A 21,127-nucleotide genomic window follows, 5' to 3' on the forward strand; every position below is an offset into this window, starting at 1 on the left:
CCAGAGACGGGTTTCGGCGGTGTCCACCCGGGCGGCCCCCTAAGATGGAACCAAGGCAATGGGCGTGAACCGTCCCCCAAGGGTCGGCACCCGTTTTCAGGAACCATACCGGATGGCAAGGGAGACAAGCATGCTGGTGGCCGTGGATATTGGCAACACGAACATCGAGGTCGGCTTCATGGAGGGTGGCCAGGTCAGGGGGTCCTACCGGCTGACCACCAGGACGGACCATACGTCCGACGAGTTCGGCCTCATCCTCACCGAGTTCCTGGCCATGGCAGGATACCGGCCCGAGGACGTGGACGATGCCATCATCTCCTCGGTGGCCCCTGAGGTCATGCACCCCATCAAGGCCTGCCTGGTCAAGTTCTTCGAAGTGGAACCCGTGGTGGTCGGCCCCGGAATCAGAACCGGTATGAATATCAGACTGGATGACCCCCGCTCCCTGGGTGCCGACTGCCTGGCCGATTGTGTCGGAGCCTACCGCGTCTATGGCGGGCCGGTCCTGGTTGTGGATTTCGGCACGGCCACCACTTTCAACTACGTCGACGACAGGGGGTCGATCAGGTCCGGGCTGATCACCGTGGGCATCCGTTCCGGAGCGCAGGCCCTCTCCGGGCAGACCGCCCAGCTCCCCCAGATCGAGATAACCCGCCCGGATACCATCATGTCCACGGGGACCAGGACGGCCATGCAGGCGGGTCTCTACTACAACTTCCTTGGTGGTCTGGAACGGATCATCACCCAGTTCCAGGCCGAAATCGCCGAGGACTTCCAGGTGGTGGCCACCGGTGGCATGGGCCGCATCTTCTCCCAGGACACGGATCTGATCGACATCTACGACCCGGAGCTGATCTTCAAGGGCATGGCCTACATCCACGACCTCAATGCCGGCGGGTGACAACCTTCTCCACCAGGACTCCGTTCACATCCAGGGTGACCGTCTTCCCGTCCTCGTCCTCCCAGGCCAGGGAGGCCACCAGGATGCTCCCCTCCCTGTCGACCCGCACCTGATGGTGGGTGCGGTTGAAGAGGAAGACGAACCGGTTCCGGCCGTCCTCGCTGACCCGCTCCACACACAGGCAGTCGCCCCGGGACTCGTCGGGCGGCTGCAGACCCTCCACCTTCATGGCCTCCAGGAGCTCGGGCAGGGTCTTTCTCAGCCCCTCCCGCCCCAGCCTGCACCCGAGATAGGCCGCCTTGCCCCGCTTCCAATCGTGCAGGGTCAAGGCCGGGATACCGTCCATCCCCGTCCAGGAATCAGCCTGGTAGCTGGCCAGAACATGGGTATCGTCGGCAAGTGAGGTGATGACATCCGCCCAGTCGTGGGCGACGGTCCCGTTGGTCAGATCAAGGTGGTCCATGGAACCCTCGAGACTCCGGTCCATGGGGGCGAACTCCTCGATCCTGATGCCCAGAAGGTCACGGATGGCGCCGGGATACCCGCCCAACCAGATACGGTCATGGGCATCGCTTATCCCGCTCAGGTAGGTGACGATGACCCTGCCGCCCTTGGACACGTAGTCATGCAGCCGTTCCGAGGTCTTCCTGCTGAGCAGATAGAGGGAGGGCAGAACAACCAGCGCATAGGTATCCCAATCAGAACGCACCGGGACCACATCGGCCCTGACACCCAGATCCAGGAGGGCCCTGTACCAGTCCAGGGGCTCGGTACCGTGCTGGACGTTCCTGCTGGGAACCGAGCTGTGCGCGCTGGCCCACTGACTCTCATAGTCGAAGACCACGGCCACCGGGGACTTGTCAAGCACGGTTCCGGCCAAACCGGCATCGGAGAGGCCGTCCAGGTCGTTGCCCAGCTCGCAGACATCCCGGAAGACCTGTGAGTCCTCACCGGCATGTGGCAGCATGGCCGAATGGAACTTCTCGGCACCGGCCTGTGACTGACGCCACTGGAAGTAGCAGATGGCGTCCGCCCCCAGGGAGAGGTGGGCCAGGGCATCCCTGACCAGCTGACCCGGTTCCTTCCGGAGGTTGACCGGCCGCCAATTGACCGCTGAGGTGGAATGCTCCATCAGCCACCAGGGCCTGCGTCTGGCTATGGAGTCCACCAGGCCGGAAGAGTAAGTGAGTTCATCCAGATGGGACTCACCCGGCGTGAAGTAATGGTCGTTGGAAACGAAATCGACCTGACTCCCCCAGTCGTCATAGTCCAGGGTGAACCCTTGGGAACTGACCATGAAGTTCGTGGTCAGGGGGATGCCCGGGGTGATCCTGGCCAGGGTGTCGCGCTCGGCCATGAAGAAATCCTTGAGGGCATCGGAGCTGAACCGCTCAAAGTCCAGGAGCCTGCCGGGGTTCTGGAAGTTCCCGGCACCGATGTACCTTGGAGGGAGGATCTGCGAAAAATCGTTGAGACTCTGGGACCAGAAGGAGGTGCCCCAGGCCTCATTGACTGCATCGATGGTGCCGTAGCGCTGCTTGCACCACCGCTGGAAGGCGCGCATGGCATCATCCGAGTAGTCGAAACGGTTGTGGCAACCGTACTCGTTGCCCACATGCCAGGCCACCACATAGGGGTTGTCCTGATAATGCTCGGCCATGGCTTTGCAGAGCTTCAGGGCATAGGTGCGGAAGACCGGCGAAGTGGGCCGCCAGTGCTGACGGGCCCCGGGCCAGACCGTATCGCCCCGTTCGTCCTTCCAGAGGATCTCCGGATGGGACTGGGTCAGCCAGGCGGGCGGCGAGGCGGTGGCGGAGGCCAGGTTCACCCCGATACCGACCTTTCCCAACCTGGTGATGATCCGGTCCAACCAGTCGAAGTCGAAGACGCCCTCACTGGGTTCGATCCGCGACCAGGAGAAGACCGCCAGGGCAACCACGTTGACTCCGGCCTGGTTCATGAGACGGATGTCCTCGTCCCAGACCTCCTCGGGCCACTGGTCCGGGTTGTAGTCACAGCCGTACCAGAGTTTGGACGTCTGCTTCTTCAGGTGGCTGGGCCAGCGGTAGGGACGAAGCTTGGATCTGCTCATGGAACGAAACCTCCTGGATACTCTTCAGTACTGCCTTGCCTGGGCCTCTGACAGCCAGCCCACCGCCCCATCTTCGGGGCGCGGCTTGGTCACGACCTCGTATCTTATGCCATCACCCCATTATGGCCTGGGTCGGTGACGAAATCGAAGGATACCCGGGAGAAGAATGTCCGTTCCCGCCCCGAATAGGGATCGGTGAAGGTCAGGGAACGAGCGACCAGTTGGAGGGGGTGGCCGAAATCGTCGTAGGAACGCTCGACGACACGGGGATACAGGTCATCTCCGGCTATGGGGAGGCCCAGGGAGTTCATATGGACCCTGAGCTGGTGGGTCTTCCCCGTTCTGGGGTGAAGTTCATAAACCGACATCAGCCCGGATGAGGACCGGACCACCCGCCCTCCTCCGGCGGCGAGTTCGATCCGGGTCTCGGCATTGACCGGTCCGGTAACCTCGAAGGCCTGAAGGCGCCCACGGTCCTTGATGATGCGAGAACGACGCAACAGGGGAAAGGGTCGTGGCGGTTCCAGCCCGATGGCGGTTCCGGTCGCGGGGCGATGAATGGGCCTGACCGGTGCCAGGCACTCATAGGTCTTCCTGACCCGGTGCCCCTGGAAGAGCATCTGATAGGCACCCCGTGCCGAGGGGGCACGGACGAAGACCAGGACACCGGCGGTGGCCCGGTCGAGACGATGGGCAGGGATGATGTCAGGCTCACCGGTCATCTCGCGAAGCCGGATCAGGGCCGTACTCCGGTACCACATCCCCCGCGGGGTGGTGGCCAGGAAGTGGGGCTTGTCCACCACGATGATCCTGGAATCCTCATAGAGGATGGGCATATCGAAGGGAATGTCAGGCTCGTCCAGAACCCAACGGTGGGGCCGCTCCACCCGCCGATCGGACACCAGCCCGCCGCTACTCTACGGTGACGGATTTGGCCAGGTTGCGGGGCTTGTCCACATCCAGCCCCTTGAGGCGGGCAATATCCAGGGCGAAGAGCTGGAGGGGGACCACGTCCACCAGAGGGCTCATCAAGGTCGGGCACTGGGGCCTGCGGAAGACCACATCCGCATACCTGGCGGCATCCTCATCCTTTTCTTCGGCCACGGCGATGGTGAAGGCACCCCGGGCCTTGACCTCCTCGATGGAGGAGATGACCTTGCTGTGGAGGACGTCCCTCCCGCGGGGGCTGGGTACGATCACCACGACCGGCTCCCCCGGTTCGACCAGGGCGATGGGGCCGTGCTTCAGTTCCCCGGCCGCAAACCCCTCGGTAAAGGTGTAGGCGATTTCCTTGAGCTTCAGGGCACCCTCCAGGGCGACCGGATAACCCACGTGACGTCCCAGGAAGAGGAAGGAACGGGCATCGAACATCCGCTCGGCCGTCTCCTGGACCTTGCGCGACTGGGTGTCCAGAACCCACTGGATCTTGGAGGGCATGGCCTTGAGGCTGTCGATGGTCTGATGGATCTCGTCGCGGTACATGGTCCCCTTAACCTGGGCCAGGTAGAGCCCCAGGAGGTAGGCGGCGACAATCTGGGCCAGGAAGGCCTTGGTGGAGGCCACAGCCACCTCCGGCCCGGCGTGGGTGTAGAGGACGGCATCGGATTCGCGCGGAATCGTGGACCCCTGGGTGTTGCAGATGGCCAGGACCCGGGAACCCTGCTCCCTTGCGTGACGCAGGGCCATCAAGGTATCCATGGTCTCCCCCGACTGGGATATGGCCACCACCAGGGTCCGTGAGGTCAAAATCGGATCCCGGTACCGGAACTCGTGGGCCAGCTCCACCTCCACGGGGATTCTGACCCAGTGCTCGATGGCGTACTTGGCCACCAGGCCGGCATAGGAGGCTGTGCCGCAGGCCACCACGATGATCTTATCGATCTGGCGGAAGACGTCTGCATCAACCTGGACCTCATCCAGGTCCAGGTTGCCCCTGTCGTCGTACCGTCCCAGGAGGGTGTTGGCCACGGAGGCCGGGTCTTCGTGGATCTCCTTGTCCATATAGGAGTCCCACCCGCCCTTCTCGGCGGCCGAGGCATCCCAGTCGACCGTGTAACGTCGGGGCTCGGGGATGGGCTGCCCCATGAAGTCGGTGACGGTGACCGAGTCGGCGCTGATGCAGACCGCCTGGTCCTGCCCCAGTTCCAGGGCCTCCTTGGTGTAGGCGACGAAGGCGGCCACGTCGGACCCCAGGAAGTTCTCCCCATCGCCCAAACCCACGACCAGGGGTGAGTCGTGCCGGATACCCACGACCAGGTCGGGCTGACGGCTGTCGACGGCCAGGATGGTAAAGGCTCCCTTGAGCATCCGGGCCACACGACGGACGGCCTTGAAGATATCGGGGGTCCCCTCCTCGTCGACGATCTCCTGGGCCGCCTTGCCGATGAGCTTGGCGGCCACCTCGGTATCGGTGGAGGAGACGAAGGTGTATCCCTCGGTCTGCAGATCCAGACGCAGTTGGGTGGCGTTTTCGATGATCCCGTTATGGATGATGGCCACCTTCCCGTCCTGACTCTGGTGGGGGTGGGCGTTCAGGTCGGTCGGCTCGCCGTTGGTGGCCCAGCGGGTGTGGCCGATGCCCACGGTCGCATCCGGCAAGGGGTTGGTTTCGATGTCGGCGAGGAGGTTCTTCAAGCGACCGGCCTTCTTGCGGACGGCTACCTTCTCCATGCCGGGGGCCGCCAGGGCCACACCGGTGGAGTCGTAACCACGGTATTCAAGGCGCCCGAGACCATTCAGGCAGACTTCAAGAGGCCTTCCACAAGCCGCATGGACAGATCCGGCATATCCAACGATTCCGCACATGATCCACCAGTGTAGCCAGGATGCCAGGGCAGCCCTGCCGACCGGGCGTATTCTTGCCTGAATATCTACAAGACATTAGGCTCTGTTAAACCAGTTTTGACATGGGTTAGGTTAATCCGTCCATGCTTGTAGCTACGATGGTGTTACTGCTTAAGGTTGGGTGAGGGCGATGAGGCTGACGGACCCGGTACGCAGGCAACTGGACGGGATGGGCGCGATGGAGCGTCGCCAGACTGTGTCGGAGTTGAGGCAATTGGTGTACGAGCTGACGTATGAGCCGCCCGCGGATGATGAACTCGCGTGCCCGTGGTGCGGGTCAATCTCCTACGTCAGGAAAGGCCATGACCGGAACAAGGCGCAACGCTACCAGTGCCGTGACTGCCGTCGCACGTTCACCGCCAAGAGGGACACGCTGATAGGGCGTAGCAAGCTGCCGGTAGGCAAGTGGATGCTGTACGTGGAGTGCTTCATTGACATGCTGCCTCTGAGGGAGTGCGCGAGAAGGTGCCGGGTGTCGCTGAGGACGGCGTGGCTCATGAGGGTTCGTCTCATCACCTGCATGGAACAATATCTGCCCGCGTTCCAAGCGCGTGCTGGCGAGTCGGTGGAGTTGGATGAGACATATGTGCGGGAGAGTTTCACCGGCAACCACAAACGGGGGAAGTTCAAGCTGCCCAGACCTGCACGGCATCGCGGGAAAAGCCTCAAAAAGCGCGGCCTGTCGAAGGAGCAGATCTGCATAATGACAGGCATGGCGGATGACGGGGGCGCGTTCGCCACGTTGTGCGGGCGGGGCGTACTCTCCGTTGACCGTGCGTTGGAATCGCTTTCGCACCGTATCAGCAAAGGTTCGCATGTGGTCATGGATGACGCGCTGGCGTATCCGAAGGTGTTGGAGGCGTTGGGTGCGGAGCATGAGGCGACTGACGCGAAACAGCACCGGATCAACCGTGTGAACGCCCTGCACTCGTCGTTGAAGGGTTTCATGTCCGGGTTCCGGGGAGTGAGTACGAAGCACCTGCAAACCTACCTCTCACATGGTTCCTATGGAGGCGCACTCACACAAGCGGTTCGGCGCGTAGCCTGGTGCGGGAGTCGGACGCGCAGCCATGCTCCGGCACCACACGGGATTGGAACGGCGTCACACCACCCTACATGGACTATTGGGGCATGGAGGCCGCGTAGCATGGTCGCGGATGAGCTACAATGTGCTTATACGAATCGAGCACAGGAGGTGCGATCATGGGTACTCCGACGACGACGATGCGGCTCGACCCGCAGTTGAAACACGAGGCGAACAAGGTGCTCGAACCCCTTGGTTTGAGCATGACTGGCGCGGTCACCATCTTTTTGAAGGCGGTCGTCCGCGAGCAGGGCATGCCATTCAACATCAGCCTCAACAATGTGAAGGAGCAGGACAAGTGAGCCATATCCACGAACCGCAATCGAAGCGGGGGGGGGGGGGGGCGAGGCCAATAGCCCCCGCATGACCAATGCGCATGGCGAGGTGAGCCATGCAACGCTCTGACATAATACAGACGGTCGGACGTGAATACCTGGCAGAGGGGTTCGCGGCAACCGAAGGCCAGGAGTTCAGTTACGTTCGCGCCTTCAAACAGGCAGGCAAGAACATCCGAGACTATCAGCGCTCCCGTAAAGGTAATCATGTACGCCCGGATCTGCGCTTCTCAAATGACCGTCTCGTCATATTGGTAGAAACGAAGGATTATTTCTCAAAATGGAGCACAAATCAGATATACGAGCAGTTGCAGGAATATGTGAGGTTTGAGAAGGAACTCTCCGACAAACGAATCGTGGCGATACTCGCAGAGACGGACGGCAATCAGGTCTGGCTGTGGTACGGACAATCCGTCATCATCAGCGATGGCAACCGTCATGAGGAACACACGATACGCAAGTTCGAGGAATATGAGGAACTATGCTTCGGGCGGGTGAATGACCGCATCAAAGTCGTGGACAGCATAAAAAACCTTAACGACCTGTTGCACTCCAACAATATCGACGAGCACCTGAGGAGCCAATTCGTCGGGACCTGCCTGCTCGCATTGAAATACAACTTGGTATACAAGGGCGTCAAAGAGACGATTGACGGGAACGGGAACACCCTTTCACCGACCAGCGTAGTCATCGAGAAAATCAAGGAGACGCTTACCGGCCTGCTCTCCAAGGACTTCTCGGAAGACTCCGACACGGATACCGACGGGCAGATCAACAAGGCGGATAAGATAGCCACCCTGAGCCGTCACATCCTCGAAGACCAGGACATAGCGGGGCTTCCATATCCCGATCTCGCTCAAATCCTCGAATACATCGAGACGAACGTCCTTCCCTATATCAACGACAAGAACACCGCAGGCCAGGATCTTCTGAACCTGTTCTTCACGACGTTCAACAAGTACGTCGGCAAATCAGACAAGAATCAGGCGTTCACTCCCGACCATATCTGCGATTTCATGTCGAAGGCCGTAGGCGTCAACCGGAACTCACGGGTTCTCGACCCATGCTGCGGATCTGGGGCTTTCCTCGTCCGGGCCATGACCGACGCGATGGACGACTGCGATGATGATAAGGAACGCACGAAGGTGATGAAGCACCAGATATTCGGTATCGAACGTGAGGACGGAGCTTTCGGCCTCGCATCCACTAACATGCTCATACACGGTGACGGAAACAGCAACATTGTCAAGGACTCCATGTTCAATCGTGGCGAATGGATCAACGGCAAAAACATCAACATCGTGCTTATGAACCCACCCTATAACGCGACCAAAAACCAGTGCGACCCCGAGTTCGTCAAGACATGGGACTCCAAGAAGAAGGAGGATCCCTCGAAGGGACTGCACTATGTCGAATGGGTTGCAAGGCACGTCCCGACCTCATGCAGGATGGCGGTTCTTCTTCCGTTGCAATGCGCCATTGGCAACAGTTCGGTCCTGAAAAGATTCAAGAGGAAAATGCTGGACAACTACACGTTGGACGCCGTATTCTCCCTACCCAACGAGATGTTCTATCCCGGCGCGTCTGCCGTAGCGTGCTGCATGGTGTTCGACCTGTCGCAACGGCATGAGAAAGCCAGACGAGACACGTTCTTCGGCTACTTCAAAGATGACAAGTTCATAAAGCGCAAGGGATTGGGGCGCGTCGAGAAAACAGACGAGGGCGGCAACAGCCTGTGGAACAGGACCGAGGAGCATTGGCTTGACCTCTACCGCAACAGGAAAGCGGAACCCGGACTTTCCGTACTCAAAAAGGTCACCGCAGAAGATGAGTGGCTGGCGGAAGCCTACATGGAAACCGATTACACCACACTCACCGAGAACGACTTCCAGCAGACCCTCAATGACTATCTTTCCTACCTCGTCAAGGAAGGCAAGGTCTATGAAAGCTGACACTTCGACATGGAAGACGTTCTACCTGCATAGGCTGTTCAACGCGGGAATGGGCAACAAGTTCGACATGATAGCCATGACGAGCGCCGACCCGTCAGTGAACTTCGTGACTAGGACCAGCGACGATAACGGCATCGGCGGCGAAGTCGATCCGGTCGAAGGCGTGGCACCATACCCGGCAGGCTGTTTGACACTCGCATTGGGCGGAAGCCTAGGCTCCTGTTTTCTGCAAACCGCGCCGTTCTACACCGCACAGAACGTAGCCGTCCTACAAGAAAAGGAACCCTTGAGCATGGAATGCAAGCTCTTCATAGCGACCATCATCCAACATGAATGTAAACTTAGGTTCCAAGCATTCGGACGCGAGTTGAATGCGCACTACAAGACGGACCTTTGCATAAGGCTCCCCGCACTCGGGAACAATCAAAGGGGATATGTCATAGATGCCACACACAAGTACTCCGACCAAGGCTATATCCCCGATTGGCTTCGGATGGAAGACCATATGGGGAGTCTGCACCACTTGCCTGTCAGCACGCGGGTGGCATCATCCTCCCCATGTCTTGACACGAATACATGGGGAACATTCCGGATCGGTGGCCTTTTCTCGTTGGAAAACGGCAAAAGCAAGAACGCGTCCGAACTCGAAGACGGTGAAGGCACCGTGTACGTCGGAGCCAAAAAGAACGATAACGGCATCATCAAACATGTTGCCGCGAACCCAGATCTTATGAGCAGGGGTAACTGCATCGTCTTCATCTGCAACGGACAAGGATCCGTCGGCTACGCGAACTACATGGATCAGGATTTCATAGGCACGATGGATATTGTCACCGGGCACAGCCAGCACCTCAACAAGTACAGTGGGCTATTCATAGCGACAGTGTACTGTCTTGAACGCCGACGCTACTCCTTTGGACGCAAGATGAAGACCACTCTGGCCGACAACACGATCAAACTGCCCCAAACACTGGCAGGTGAACCAGATTGGACGTGGATGGAGGGTTACATGAAAAGTCTCCCATACTCGGATCGAATCTGACCTATCATCAAAACCCAAGGGTTCCAGTAGGCAACAATCTGCTGGAACCTTTCGTTTTCTGTTTCTCATGTCAATTCTGGTTTAACAGAGCCAGACATTATCTACAAGACCACGACCGGACCGGCTTGTAACCAGTACGGGCACCACGGAAGGCCCGTACCCGGCTTGGTTGCCCTTACAGGACGGTATCGAGAAACCCCCTGAAACGATCGGTGGTGGGGTGGTCGATGATCTTGGGACCACCCTGCTCGACGACCACACCCTCATCCATGAAGACGATCTGCTCGGCCACCTCACGGGCGAACCCCATCTCATGGGTGACCACGACCATGGTCATGCCCTGGCCGGCGACCTGACGCATGACGCCAAGGACATCCCCGACCAGCTCCGGATCCAAGGCGCTGGTGGGCTCGTCGAAGAGCATGATGTCGGGGTGCATGGCCAGGGCCCGGGCGATGGCCACCCGCTGCTGCTGTCCACCGGAAAGCTGGGAGGGATAATAATCCATCCGGTCACCCAGGCCAACCCGTTCCAGCTGGGCCTGGGCCTCCTCCCTGGCCTTGGCCTTGGGCACCCGGCCGACATGGACCGGTGCCTCCATGACGTTCTCGAGGGCGGTCATATGGGGGAAGAGGTTGAACCGCTGGAAGACCATGCCGATCCTGGCCCGCTGACGGGCGATGGCCTTCTCATCCAGGGTCTGCAGGACCGCGCCATGAGAGGTCTCCACCTGCCTGTACCCGGTCAGTTCCCCATTGACGTAGATCTCCCCGGCAGTCCTGGTCTCCAGCTGGTTGATCAGGCGCAGAAGGGTGGACTTGCCCGAACCGGACGGTCCCAGGATGGCGGTCACCGTGCCCGGCATGACCTCCAGACTGATCCCCTTGAGGACATGCAGGTCACCAAAGACCTTGTGCACATCCCTGATGATGATGGCCGGTCTGGAGGAGCCCGACTGCTGCCTGACCTCGCCCAGGTCCCTCTTCACGCCCGGTCCTCCCGCTTCCTCTGCGCCAGTGTTCATGTTCGGTTTCGCTCCCCTGCTCATGCGTTCAACCCCGCCATCAGGACCTGGTTGACCTTATCGACATCCTGCTTGGACTGGGTCTTGTCGCTCTCGCCATCAGAACCCTGTGAGGACTTGCTCACCAAGGGTCGCGAATCGAATCCCTTGCCATAGTGCTTTTCGAGCTGGGCCTGGATGACCATGAGGATGGAGGTGATGACCAGATACCAGATGCAGGCCACGATCAGAAGTGGAATGGTCTTGTAGATGCGGTTGGCGATGGCGTTGGTGGCGAACTGCAGCTCCAGGGTGAAGGGAACGGCCAGGGCCAGGGAGGTGGTCTTGAGCATGCCGATGGTCTCGTTGCCGGTGGGCGGCACGATGATGCGCATGGCCTGGGGCAGGACGATTCTCCGCATGATCATCGAGGGGGGCATGCCCAGGGCCTTGGCGGCCTCGCTCTGACCCGGATCGACGGCCTCGATCCCGGCACGGACGATCTCGGAAAGGTAGGCGGCCTCGTTGAGTCCAAGACCCAGAACCGTGGCCACGGTGGCGTTCAGCAGGGTCTTGGTGTCGATGCTCCAGAACTCCGGTCCGAAGGGGATGCCTATGGCCAGCTTGGGAATCAGGACCGAGAGCAAGCCCCAGAAGACAAGCTGGGTGTATACGGGCGTGCCGCGGAAGAACCAGATGAAGAACCAGCTGACCCAACGCAGGACCGGGTTGGACGACTTGCGCATGACTGCCAGGATGATGGCCAGGACCGTGGCCAGAACCATGGCATAGACGGTGAGGAGGAGGGTCCACTTGATGCCGTCCAGGACGTGCTCATTGAAGAGATACTTCCAGACGGTGGGCCAATCGAAGTTGGGATTGGTCACCATGCCGTGGATCAGCATGGCCACGAAGACGGCCACGATGACGGCAGCCACGATCGGCCCCGGCTTGCGCACCGGTCTGGCCTGTATCCTGCCGGGGATATGAACCGAATCCGTCCCCTTCTTGGTATGCATCTCCTGCTTCCTTCCGATTCGCTGGCATGTAATCAGGTCCAGCCTACCGCCCCGTGTCACCGGGTTCTCGGCCGCCCCTTGCCCTCGAAGGTCCGGCCTTGGTTGCTTTGAACCTACGGCCGGACCGCTTGCCTGTATCGGGGCCAGTCAGGACCGTCCCCTGGTTATCTCTCAGTCGGCGACCGCCGGGTTGATCTCCGCCTTGTCGATGGCACCGCTCTGCACACCCCAGTTCTTGAGGATCTTGGCATAGGTGCCATCGTCGATCAGCTTCTGCAGGGCTGCCTGGGTGGCCTCGGCCATACCGCTCCCCTTCTTCAGGGCAGCCCCCTGAAGGACGATATCGGTGTCCTTGCCCAGCTGCTCCAGCTGGCCCTCGGTCTGCTTGATGGCGTACCCGGTCACCTGGGAGTCCGCATAGAGGACATCGATCTTGCCGTTGACCACCGCCGTGGCGGCATCGGTCTGCTGCTTGTAGGACTGAACATCCACGGGCTTCTTGCCCTTGGCCTTGCACTCGGCCGAGATCTTGTCGCTGGCCTGCTGCTCCTCGATGGTGCCTGTCTGCACACCGACCTTGACCCCGCAGATGTCATCGGGATCGATCTTGGAGGGGTTGCCCTTCTTGACGGCGAAAGCGGTACCGGCCTTGAAGGTGGTGACGAAATCGACCGACTGCATCCGTTCCTTGGTGATGGTGAAGCTGGAGATGCCCGCATCGTACTTGCTCCCGATGGCGGGGATGATGGTGTCGAAGGAGGCGCTGACCATATTGCCCTTGAGTCCCATGACCTTGGCGATGGCATTGGACAGATCCACGTCGTATCCGATGGGGGTCTTCCCGTCCTCGTCCATGAACTCACCGGGGGCGTAGGAGGTCTCCATGCCGACAGTCAGCTTTCCTCCCTTGGCCACCGACTCGGGCACCTTGGCCGCAATGGCGGGGTCCTTCTTGATGCCGCTCACATCGAAGGCCGCGGGGTGGGAACTGCCTTCGGACTTGCCCCCCTGGCTGGCCTTGTCCGCTCCGTCCGTTGTACCGCATGCGCCGACCGCTGCCAGAAGGACCACACTCAGTGCGGCTGCCGCCGCCGTCTTCATCTTCCCCATCATCATTCAGCTCCATCTCCAGAGACCGCCCTCGTACAACGGCCTCCACGACTTTTCTTGATTGGTATGTACTATTATGCACTCTTTTGCATTTTTATGCAGTTATGCATGTCCGCTACCTGACGACCCCATTCGGAAGGGTCCACATTCTCCTTGTGATTGCAATGGTTATCGATGTCAGTAATCAGCCAACCACCATGAAGAACTCGGGCGTGTCGTTATGCATAAAACATATCCCGCATTCACGATTGTTGGAGACAATCCAATTGATCGAACTCAGATCCGTCAGGGCGGTGATACCAATCGAAGATGGTTCGGTTGCGCTGTTCCCCTGGTGGTGGGACCCAACCCGCCCACCACCACAACCAGGCGGGCTGCGGCAACAACCCACCACCCCATAATCATGGCCGGACTGCACTACCGGGAGGGGGGGGGGGACGGGTGAAAGCGGAGGCAGACCAGGCCTTGGACCCCGGGCAAGACCCGGCTTCACCCCGTCAGCGGCGTCTGTTCTTATAGCGCATGGCCCGCAGGGCCTCACGTTTGTCCTGCTCCTCGCGCAGGGTCTGGCGCTTGTCGTACTCGCGCTTCCCCTTGGCCACGGCTATCTCGACCTTGACCCTGCCGTCCTTGAAGTACAGGCTGAGGGGAACGATGGTGTAGCCCTTGGCCTGAATCTGGCGCTCCAGGTGAACGATCTGCCGGGAGTGGAGCAGGAGCTTCCTCTTGCGCTTGGGGGCGTGGTTGTTCCAGGTTCCATTCAGGTATTCGGGTATGTTCGCATTCTCCAGCCAGACCTCATGGTGCCTGTCGATGCTGACGAAGGCCTCGACCAGGGAGGCCCTCCCCTCACGCAGGGATTTGACCTCGGTCCCGGTCAGGGCGATGCCGGCCTCAACCCTGTCTTCGATCTGGTAATCGTGACGGGCCCGCCTGTTCTGGGCAATCAAAGTCGTTCCGGTCTCCTTGGCCATGGCATCCCCCTTTCATCCGGGTCATCCTTCCGGGTTGTGCTGCACCGACGATAGCACACAGGCACCGTCCGTCAAGGATGGCGCCTGTGTCGAAGCCGGATCCCGGTCTCGAACCGGGACCGCGAATCAGTAGTGCACGTACTGGTAGTTGCCTGCCCCGTAGACCGTCTCGTAGGCCGGGAAGGAGGCGAAGCCGGTGCCACCCTCGGAAATCAGCACCGAACCGTCCGAATTGACACGTTCAACGACAGCCACGTGCCCATAGGTCCAATCGGCATTCCAGTACCCCACGCGCTGCCCCCGGGCGAAGACCATGGCGGCACCCACGTGCGGGGTGTTGTTGACCAGGTAACCCAGACTACGCCCGGTGTTCGCCCAATCGGCTCCATTGCCCATGTAGGATCCGACAGGCAGACTCAACTGCGAGCGACGGATGTAGGCCCAGAGTGTGCACTGACGTGCCGGATATGCAGCACCACCGACGGAGTTACCGGTGGGATGGCCGTAGCAGAAACCGGAGCCCTCGGGGCAATTGCCGGGAACGCCATAGTTCATGCCGCTGGCTCCACCACCGTTGCCGCCACCACCGCCACCACTGGGCGGAGTCACCGGACCTGATGGCGGCGCGCCGCCGCCACCGGTCTGCTGGGAGCCGCCGGATGAAGGATCGACGGTGCCGCCCCCACCGGGCTGGTTCAGGGACTGAATCATCGATTCGGTGGCCACGATGTCGGCCGCTTCACGGGCGGCCTGGGTGGTAAGAGAGCTCTTCTGACTCTCCAGACTGGCCCGGGCCTGGGCACCCTGGTCGCGCAGGGCCTGGAGACTGTCCTGCTTGGCCTGGGCCTGGGCCGCGGCCTGCTGGGCATCAGCGGCCTGCTGGTCCGCCTTGGTCTTCAGACTGGTGATCTGCTTCTCGATGGCTTCCAGGCGCTGTTTGCGATTCATCGATGAGTTCAGGGTGTTGGCCGCATCGTTGGCGGTGTTGGCCTCGGATCTGGTCACTGCCGCATCGGACTGCATCTTGTCGACGAAGTCCTGGGTGCTGGACGACTTGGTCACGATGTCCATGACCTGGGAGGCATCAGACCCGTGGAACCCCTTACGGGCCATCTGGGCCACGCCGTCCTTGGCATCGTCGTAGTCGATGCCGGTCTGCTTGATCTTCTCCTCCAGGTCGGCCTTGTCGCGCTTGGCCGCCTCCAGGCGGTCATTGGTGGCCTGGGCCAGGCTATTGGCCTGCTCCGCATTCTGCTGGGCTTCCTGGGCATCCTTCTGAGCTGTGGGAATCTGGTTGGAGTTCAGATCGTCCAGGCTGAGAATCTGGTTTGCCAGATCGGCATCCACCCCGGCCAGCTTGCCCTTCAGGGCCTCATTGTTCTGCACCTTCTGCTGAAGATCATACCAGGTCGGAGCGGCCTGGGCCTGAGGCACCTTATCGACGTACCCGAAAGCCAAGGTTCCCACCAGGGTTGTCAGGGTCAGCACGAGGCCAAGCGCAGCGTTCGTCCGTTTCGTACGCTTCATGTTCATGGCCTTTCATTCACTTCCAAATGGACTGTAGTCATTATGACAGATTTCGCTTCCTGGTTGCCGATTTCGGAGCACCCTCATTACATCACCTCTCAAGCCTTGAGATACCTGCGCAGGGAGATGGAGGATGCCAGGGCGGAGAGGACCATGGCACCCAGGATCAGGGCCGGTGCCATGACCAGGACCGTCGTCTGATTGATGTAAGGCATCCACTGCACGGTCTTGGCCAGCCAATCGGTGATGAAGAGTTTGACGATGGCGCTCAGGGCCCCCACAGCGAGGAGGGAACCCAGGAAGGAGGCCACGACGCCCTCCAGGATGAAGGGGAGGCGGATGGTCCAGTTCGAGGCACCCACCAGACGCATGATCTCCGTCTCGTTCTTTCTGGAGGCGGCGCTCATCCTGATGGTGGTACCCGTCAGGAGGATGGCCACCACCACCATGACCACGGCCAGGACCAGGGTGACCACGGTCGCCCTGTTCAGAATCTTGAAGACGGGATCGAAGATCTGCCGCTGATCGGAAACCTCCTCGACCCCGTCCCTTCCACTCAAGACCTCGGTGACCACCTGGTACTTGGTGGGGTCCTTGAGTTTCAGACGGAGGGAATCCTGCATGTCGGCGGCGGTCAGGGTACGCCCCTCATAGGTCCCGTTGGGGTACTGCTTGAGGAAGGTGCCCTTGAAAAAGTCCTCACGGCTCTGGTAGGTGATCTTGGCCACCGAATCCCTGAGTTCGCTGTGGATCGTGGATTCCAGTTTGACGATCTCGTCCTTGGTGGGGGCCTTGCCGGTGGCGCATGAGGTGGCCTGGCTGGTGCCGTCCGGGCAGAGCCAGACGACCACCTCCACCTGGTCGTACCAGTCCCCCTTGGCCTTGGTTATCTGGGCCTGCATCAGACCCGATGCCCCGATGAAGAGGAAGGATATGAAAGTGACCAGCATGACGGAGAGGATCATGGACCCGTTCCGGCGGAGATTATCCCAGGTGCTGGAAAGAATGAACCGCAGTCTCATCGCCTATCGTCCTCCTGAACGCTCTCCTTGGCCGCCCCTCCCCGCACAGGCGGAGTCGGAGGGGCCGGCGGGGCCTGGGCGGGGGCCTTGTCCGCCCGATATGAAGACTGCACCTTTTGGCCGTTTGCCTGGGCCGGGTTTCCTGTTGGCCGTTCCGAAGCATCGGCCGACCGACCGGCCTGAACCGGGGGCTCAACCGCCCGGGCCGGAACCTGACCACCTTGCGCGGAAAACTGTCCGGCCCGGTGCCGGGCACTGCCGGCCGCTCCCGTCTGCGCCGAGGAGGGCTTGAAACGGTCATACCCGGCATCGGCATCCGCACCGACCCGGGAAGGACCGGACTCCGGCGTCTCGGTGGCGGCCTGACCGGCCCCGACATCGGACTCCTGGGGGCCTTCAACCTCACTATCAGTCTGGTCGGCCTCCTGCTGCGACCCGGAAGCCTGGTCTGCGGCCCTGTTCCTTCCGGCCTCTTCCAGATTCTTGATTCCCTTGCCCCAGGTGAGGGTGGTCTCAACGGGGGTGAAGACCTCACCGTACCGGCCGGTTCGACCGGAATGGACCGAATTGGCCAAGCGGGCTATTCCCTCGTCCCCATACTGGGAATCGTGAATGGCCTCGGCCACTGCCTCGACCACCTCGACAGCCCCCTTGGTCCCGTCGCTGATGGCCTTGTTCCTGGAGGCCTCAATCGTGGTCACACGGATCTTGGGCCTGGGGGCATCGCCCTGCTGGGCCTGGTCAAGGGCATCCCCGTCCCCGGGGTCGCGGATGGCGTGATGGGCCTTGGCCTCCACCTCGGCATCGGGGAAGAACTTGGAGGAGTCGTAGGAACCGTGTTCCTGGTCACGCATGATCTTACCGGTGTGGAGCTCCACCACCCGCTTGCGCATGGAGTTGACGATCTCCTCGTTGTGGGTGGCCATGACCACCGTTGTCCCGGTGCGGTTGATGGCGTCAAGGACCTCCATGATGCCCAGGGATGTGGTCGGGTCCAGATTGCCTGTGGGCTCGTCGGCCAGGAGAATCTGCGGATGGTTCACATAGGCTCGGGCCAGGGCCACACGCTGGGCCTCGCCGCCGGAAAGCTCGTGGGGATAGTTGTCTTCCTTGCCGGTCAGGCCCACCGTCTTCAGAACCTGGGGGACCAGGGTCTTGATGGTGGAACGGCGGGCTCCGATGACCTCCAGGGTGAAGGCCACGTTCTGCCAGACCGTCTTGTTGGTCAGCAGCTTGTAATCCTGGAAGACGAAGCCGATGGAGCGTCGGTAGCCGGGGACCTCGCTGTCGCGCAACCTGCGCAGGTCGTTGCCCGCCACACGAATCTCACCCTCGGTGGCCTCCTCCTCGTGCAGGAGCAGACGGAGCAAAGTGGTCTTGCCAGAGCCGCTGGCCCCCACCAGGAAGACGAAATCCCCCCGGTCGATGGCCAGGCTGATGTTGTCCAGGGCAGGGCGGGACCCCTTCGGGTAGATCTTGGTCACGCCCTTGAGTGAAATCAGCGCCATGGACCCTCCGTTCATCGGTAACCTCACCGACATTAGCAACAAATACGACCTTACTCACCCTCACCACACCCCGACAGGTCAGAAGGCCGAAATCATGGCATCATCTCCACGCCAGCAGACCGTAGAGTCACTTTCCGGCCGCTTCGCGCTCCTCCTGTTGTTCGCGACGCTGCTGGTGGCGCCAGCGGATGCCGGCCTCTATGAAGGCGTCGATGTTCCCGTCGAAGACCCCCTGGGTATCGGATGTCTCATGACCCGTACGCAGATCCTTGACCATCTGATAGGGGTGGAGCACATAGGAGCGCATCTGGTCACCCCAGCTGGCCTTGATATCGCCGGCCAGCTCCTTCTTCTTCTTGGCCTCCTCTTCATGGCGCAGGACCAGGAGTCGGGACTGGAGGACCGCCATGGCGGCCGCCCTGTTCTGGATCTGACTGCGTTCATCCTGCATGGTGACCACGATGTTGGTGGGCAGATGGGTGATGCGGACGGCTGAATAGGTGGTGTTGACACCCTGCCCACCAGGGCCGGACGAGCAGTAGGTATCCACGCGGATGTCCGAATCGGGGATGTCGATGTGGTCCGTGGGCTCCACCAGGGGGATGACCTCGACCGCCGCGAAGGAGGTCTGCCTGCGGCCCTGGTTGTCGAAGGGGGAGATACGGACCAGGCGGTGGGTGCCGCCCTCGACCGAAAGCCTGCCGTAGGCATAGGGGGCGTCCACCTGGAAGGTGGCCGACTTGATACCGGCCTCCTCGGCATAGGAGGTGTCCAGAACCTTGGTCTTGAAGCCGTGGCGCTCCGCCCACCGCATGTACATGCGCAGGAGCATCTGGGCCCAGTCGGCCGCATCCACACCGCCGGCCCCGGACCGGATGGTCACCACGGCCGCACGCTCGTCGTACTCGCCGTCCAGGAGGGTCTGGATCTCCATGTCGGCCAGGTCGGAATTCAGGGACTCGACCTCCTTGCGGGCCTCGGCCATGGTGTCCTGGTCATCCTCCTCGCGCCCCAGTTCTTCCAGGGTCTCCACGTCATCCAGCCTGCTGGAGGCGGACTCCAGGTGCTTGAGCTGGGACTGGAGGGAAGAGAGCTTGCTGGTCACCTTCTGGGCGTTCTCCTGATCGTCCCAGAGACCCGGGGCGCTGGCCTCCTTCTCCAGGTCGGCTATCCGCGAGCGCAGACCTTCCGGGTCCAGCGCCTTGGCGATCATCTCGTACTTGGCCCGGGCCTGTGCAAGAGCCTGGGAAAAATCAACTTCTGCCATCTTGTTTCACCATTCCATACGCCGGCCTCGAAACCTGCCGGACTGCATACGCACACATCTGTCTGTATTCCTCGAATGACGGTCATACCAACCGCTCGTTCACCTGTAGGGGTTCAGCATCCTCCCGGATTCCCACACTCACCGGCTGTCGGCCACGGACGAGGACCGGCACCGCAGGGCCAACGTCAAAGCCCACTGAAGATGGCAGGGACAATCAGACTGCCCAGGAGGGCGACAGCGATGACAAGGCAGACCACCCGGGCCACATTCCTACGCCTACGCTCACGACGCTCGCGTTCATCACTGTAATCACTCACAGGGCAATATCCTAGCCATGCCCGGTCCCAACCACCAAGACCGGACGAAGCCCCGCCCCTAACCTGTTCTATTCTGATTGGAAGCGGAAGGACCAAGCGGCCCACCCGGACGATAGGAAGGAGTCGAGATGACAAGTGCAGGTACAGGATGGGGCTGGGGTCTGGCCAGCATCGACGCCCAGGGCAGGACTCTGGATGTCTGGTATCCTCATGCGGAGATATCGACCCCACCCGGTCCGGCGGACAGGCCGGCACATGGGTTCGATGCCCTGGTGCATGACCAACCCGATGCCCGCGGGGTCCGCAGGCAGCCCGTCTTCACGGTGGCCGACCTTGATGCGCCCATCAGGGATGCGGCCGATGCCTACCTGCGTCTCCACCTGCTCAGCCTGCGTCTGGCCAGACCAAACACGATGAACCTCGACGGGATCTTCGATCATCTGAACAATGCGGTCTGGACCAACTACGGCCCCTTCGCCCCGGAGGACTTCGCCCTGCGCAAGACCGACCTGTTGGGGGCTGCGGGCCGATCCATGCCCGGAATCCCAGTGGTGGACGTGACCGTGCTCAGCATCGACAAACTGCCCAGAATGGTGGACTACGTGATCCCTTTAGGCGTCCGCATCGGCAATGCCGACCGGATCCGCCTGGGCGCCTACCTCTCCCCCGGTACCACGGTCATGCATGAGGGGTTCGTCAACTTCAACGCCGGCACCCTGGGCACCTCCATGATCGAAGGGCGAATCTCCCAGGGGGTCGTGGTGGGAGACGGCTCGGACATCGGCGGCGGGGCCTCCATCATGGGCACCCTGTCGGGCGGCGGCAAGCACAGGGTCTCCATCGGTGAACATTCCCTCCTGGGGGCCAACGCCGGCATCGGCATCTCCCTGGGCGACAACTGTGTGGTGGAGGCCGGACTCTACGTGACCGCCGGAACCAAAATCGTCCTGGGTGCCGACAGCGAAACGGCCAAGTACCTGGGCATCAAGAAGGATACGGTCAAGGGCTCCGAGCTCAGCGGCCGGAATCACCTGCTCTTCATCCGCAACTCCCAGACCGGACAGGTCCAGGTAAGGCTACGGACCAAGGGGATAGAACTGAACGGAAGCCTCCATAAGAACTGACCCCGC

The 21,127-nt window shown here is 61.1% G+C and carries 18 protein-coding genes; 6 read left to right on the forward strand and 12 right to left on the reverse strand.

Annotation, left to right across the window (positions count from 1 at the left end; genetic code table 11):
* The first annotated feature begins 130 nt into the window (after positions 1-130).
* On the forward strand, positions 131-901 hold the full coding sequence (locus tag AACP59_RS04145) for a type III pantothenate kinase (RefSeq protein WP_297317247.1): 771 nt from the start codon (positions 131-133) through the stop codon (positions 899-901).
* Here AACP59_RS04145 and AACP59_RS04150 read toward each other — a convergent pair.
* The 3 genes from AACP59_RS04150 to glmS form a co-directional block, all read right to left on the reverse strand.
* Positions 885-2,993: a beta-galactosidase gene (locus AACP59_RS04150; RefSeq protein ID WP_339350008.1), complete on the reverse strand. Its 2,109-nt coding sequence runs from the start codon at positions 2,991-2,993 to the stop codon at positions 885-887. The genes AACP59_RS04145 and AACP59_RS04150 overlap by 17 nt on opposite strands.
* A 104-nt stretch (positions 2,994-3,097) precedes the next feature.
* Positions 3,098-3,829, reverse strand: a complete 732-nt coding sequence (locus tag AACP59_RS04155; protein ID WP_339350085.1) for a pseudouridine synthase — start codon at positions 3,827-3,829, stop codon at positions 3,098-3,100.
* A 76-nt stretch (positions 3,830-3,905) separates the two neighbouring features.
* Complete coding sequence (gene glmS, locus AACP59_RS04160; protein ID WP_339350010.1) at positions 3,906-5,798, reverse strand: glutamine--fructose-6-phosphate transaminase (isomerizing); 1,893 nt, start codon at positions 5,796-5,798, stop codon at positions 3,906-3,908.
* Between the two features lie 217 nt (positions 5,799-6,015).
* Here glmS and AACP59_RS04165 point away from each other — a divergent pair, with 217 nt between their 5' ends.
* The 4 genes from AACP59_RS04165 (at position 6,016) to AACP59_RS04180 (ending at position 10,250) form a co-directional block, all read left to right on the forward strand.
* Positions 6,016-7,083, forward strand: coding sequence for an IS1595 family transposase (locus AACP59_RS04165; protein WP_422614027.1), 1,068 nt, complete (start codon positions 6,016-6,018; stop codon positions 7,081-7,083).
* Positions 7,041-7,223 carry a type II toxin-antitoxin system RelB/DinJ family antitoxin gene (locus AACP59_RS04170; protein ID WP_339350011.1) on the forward strand — a complete coding sequence of 61 codons (183 nt, stop codon included), beginning with the start codon at positions 7,041-7,043 and terminating at the stop codon, positions 7,221-7,223. Before AACP59_RS04165 ends, AACP59_RS04170 begins: the two co-directional genes overlap by 43 nt.
* A gap of 89 nt (positions 7,224-7,312) precedes the next feature.
* On the forward strand, positions 7,313-9,208 hold the full coding sequence (locus tag AACP59_RS04175; protein WP_339350013.1) for an HsdM family class I SAM-dependent methyltransferase: 1,896 nt from the start codon (positions 7,313-7,315) through the stop codon (positions 9,206-9,208).
* Complete coding sequence (locus tag AACP59_RS04180) at positions 9,198-10,250, forward strand: restriction endonuclease subunit S (RefSeq protein WP_339350015.1); 1,053 nt, start codon at positions 9,198-9,200, stop codon at positions 10,248-10,250. The genes AACP59_RS04175 and AACP59_RS04180 overlap by 11 nt, the downstream gene beginning before the upstream one ends.
* A gap of 175 nt (positions 10,251-10,425) precedes the next feature.
* Here the strand turns inward: AACP59_RS04180 and AACP59_RS04185 are convergent, their stop codons facing one another.
* The 9 genes from AACP59_RS04185 to AACP59_RS04225 all read right to left on the reverse strand — a co-directional run bounded on the left by AACP59_RS04185 (position 10,426) and on the right by AACP59_RS04225 (position 19,997).
* Positions 10,426-11,238: an amino acid ABC transporter ATP-binding protein gene (locus AACP59_RS04185; RefSeq protein WP_370465964.1), complete on the reverse strand. Its 813-nt coding sequence runs from the start codon at positions 11,236-11,238 to the stop codon at positions 10,426-10,428.
* A 56-nt stretch (positions 11,239-11,294) separates the two neighbouring features.
* A complete protein-coding gene (locus AACP59_RS04190; RefSeq protein WP_297316875.1) occupies positions 11,295-12,272 on the reverse strand; it encodes an amino acid ABC transporter permease in 978 nt (325 codons plus the stop codon).
* A gap of 171 nt (positions 12,273-12,443) precedes the next feature.
* Positions 12,444-13,388, reverse strand: a complete 945-nt coding sequence (locus AACP59_RS04195; RefSeq protein WP_339350017.1) for an ABC transporter substrate-binding protein — start codon at positions 13,386-13,388, stop codon at positions 12,444-12,446.
* A gap of 491 nt (positions 13,389-13,879) precedes the next feature.
* The gene (gene smpB, locus AACP59_RS04200; RefSeq protein ID WP_297316877.1) at positions 13,880-14,356 is read right to left on the reverse strand and encodes an SsrA-binding protein SmpB; all 477 of its coding nucleotides are present in this window, start codon (positions 14,354-14,356) and stop codon (positions 13,880-13,882) included.
* A gap of 126 nt (positions 14,357-14,482) precedes the next feature.
* Positions 14,483-15,889 carry a CHAP domain-containing protein gene (locus AACP59_RS04205; protein WP_370465965.1) on the reverse strand — a complete coding sequence of 469 codons (1,407 nt, stop codon included), beginning with the start codon at positions 15,887-15,889 and terminating at the stop codon, positions 14,483-14,485.
* A 92-nt stretch (positions 15,890-15,981) separates the two neighbouring features.
* Positions 15,982-16,905, reverse strand: coding sequence for a permease-like cell division protein FtsX (gene ftsX, locus AACP59_RS04210; protein WP_339350021.1), 924 nt, complete (start codon positions 16,903-16,905; stop codon positions 15,982-15,984).
* Entirely contained in the window at positions 16,902-18,413 is a 1,512-nt protein-coding gene (gene ftsE, locus AACP59_RS04215; protein ID WP_339350088.1) for a cell division ATP-binding protein FtsE, read from the reverse strand. The genes ftsX and ftsE overlap by 4 nt, the downstream gene beginning before the upstream one ends.
* A 127-nt stretch (positions 18,414-18,540) precedes the next feature.
* On the reverse strand, positions 18,541-19,680 hold the full coding sequence (gene prfB / locus AACP59_RS04220) for a peptide chain release factor 2 (RefSeq protein WP_297316880.1): 1,140 nt from the start codon (positions 19,678-19,680) through the stop codon (positions 18,541-18,543).
* A 185-nt stretch (positions 19,681-19,865) separates the two neighbouring features.
* Positions 19,866-19,997: a hypothetical protein gene (locus tag AACP59_RS04225; protein ID WP_297316881.1), complete on the reverse strand. Its 132-nt coding sequence runs from the start codon at positions 19,995-19,997 to the stop codon at positions 19,866-19,868.
* A gap of 128 nt (positions 19,998-20,125) precedes the next feature.
* Here AACP59_RS04225 and dapD point away from each other — a divergent pair, with 128 nt between their 5' ends.
* On the forward strand, positions 20,126-21,121 hold the full coding sequence (dapD, locus tag AACP59_RS04230; RefSeq protein ID WP_339350023.1) for a 2,3,4,5-tetrahydropyridine-2,6-dicarboxylate N-succinyltransferase: 996 nt from the start codon (positions 20,126-20,128) through the stop codon (positions 21,119-21,121).
* Positions 21,122-21,127 lie beyond the last annotated feature (6 nt).

This window comes from Bifidobacterium indicum (assembly GCF_036987015.1).
In the GTDB taxonomy this organism is placed as follows: Bacteria; Actinomycetota; Actinomycetes; order Actinomycetales; family Bifidobacteriaceae; genus Bombiscardovia; species Bombiscardovia indica.

Excerpts from the sequence above, each read along its gene's own strand:
- prfB (WP_297316880.1), bottom strand. The coding sequence starts at position 19,680 with ATGGCAGAAGTTGATTTTTCCCAGGCTCTTGCACAGGCCCGGGCCAAG.
- AACP59_RS04190 (WP_297316875.1), bottom strand. The coding sequence starts at position 12,272 with ATGCATACCAAGAAGGGGACGGATTCGGTTCATATCCCCGGCAGGATA.
- ftsX (WP_339350021.1), bottom strand. The coding sequence starts at position 16,905 with ATGAGACTGCGGTTCATTCTTTCCAGCACCTGGGATAATCTCCGCCGG.
- smpB (WP_297316877.1), bottom strand. The coding sequence starts at position 14,356 with ATGGCCAAGGAGACCGGAACGACTTTGATTGCCCAGAACAGGCGGGCC.
- AACP59_RS04150 (WP_339350008.1), bottom strand. The coding sequence starts at position 2,993 with ATGAGCAGATCCAAGCTTCGTCCCTACCGCTGGCCCAGCCACCTGAAG.
- AACP59_RS04195 (WP_339350017.1), bottom strand. The coding sequence starts at position 13,388 with ATGATGATGGGGAAGATGAAGACGGCGGCGGCAGCCGCACTGAGTGTG.
- AACP59_RS04145 (WP_297317247.1), top strand. The coding sequence starts at position 131 with ATGCTGGTGGCCGTGGATATTGGCAACACGAACATCGAGGTCGGCTTC.
- AACP59_RS04175 (WP_339350013.1), top strand. The coding sequence starts at position 7,313 with ATGCAACGCTCTGACATAATACAGACGGTCGGACGTGAATACCTGGCA.
- ftsE (WP_339350088.1), bottom strand. The coding sequence starts at position 18,413 with ATGGCGCTGATTTCACTCAAGGGCGTGACCAAGATCTACCCGAAGGGG.
- dapD (WP_339350023.1), top strand. The coding sequence starts at position 20,126 with ATGACAAGTGCAGGTACAGGATGGGGCTGGGGTCTGGCCAGCATCGAC.
- AACP59_RS04165 (WP_422614027.1), top strand. The coding sequence starts at position 6,016 with ATGGAGCGTCGCCAGACTGTGTCGGAGTTGAGGCAATTGGTGTACGAG.
- glmS (WP_339350010.1), bottom strand. The coding sequence starts at position 5,798 with ATGTGCGGAATCGTTGGATATGCCGGATCTGTCCATGCGGCTTGTGGA.
- AACP59_RS04180 (WP_339350015.1), top strand. The coding sequence starts at position 9,198 with ATGAAAGCTGACACTTCGACATGGAAGACGTTCTACCTGCATAGGCTG.
- AACP59_RS04205 (WP_370465965.1), bottom strand. The coding sequence starts at position 15,889 with ATGAACATGAAGCGTACGAAACGGACGAACGCTGCGCTTGGCCTCGTG.
- AACP59_RS04155 (WP_339350085.1), bottom strand. The coding sequence starts at position 3,829 with ATGCCCATCCTCTATGAGGATTCCAGGATCATCGTGGTGGACAAGCCC.
- AACP59_RS04170 (WP_339350011.1), top strand. The coding sequence starts at position 7,041 with ATGGGTACTCCGACGACGACGATGCGGCTCGACCCGCAGTTGAAACAC.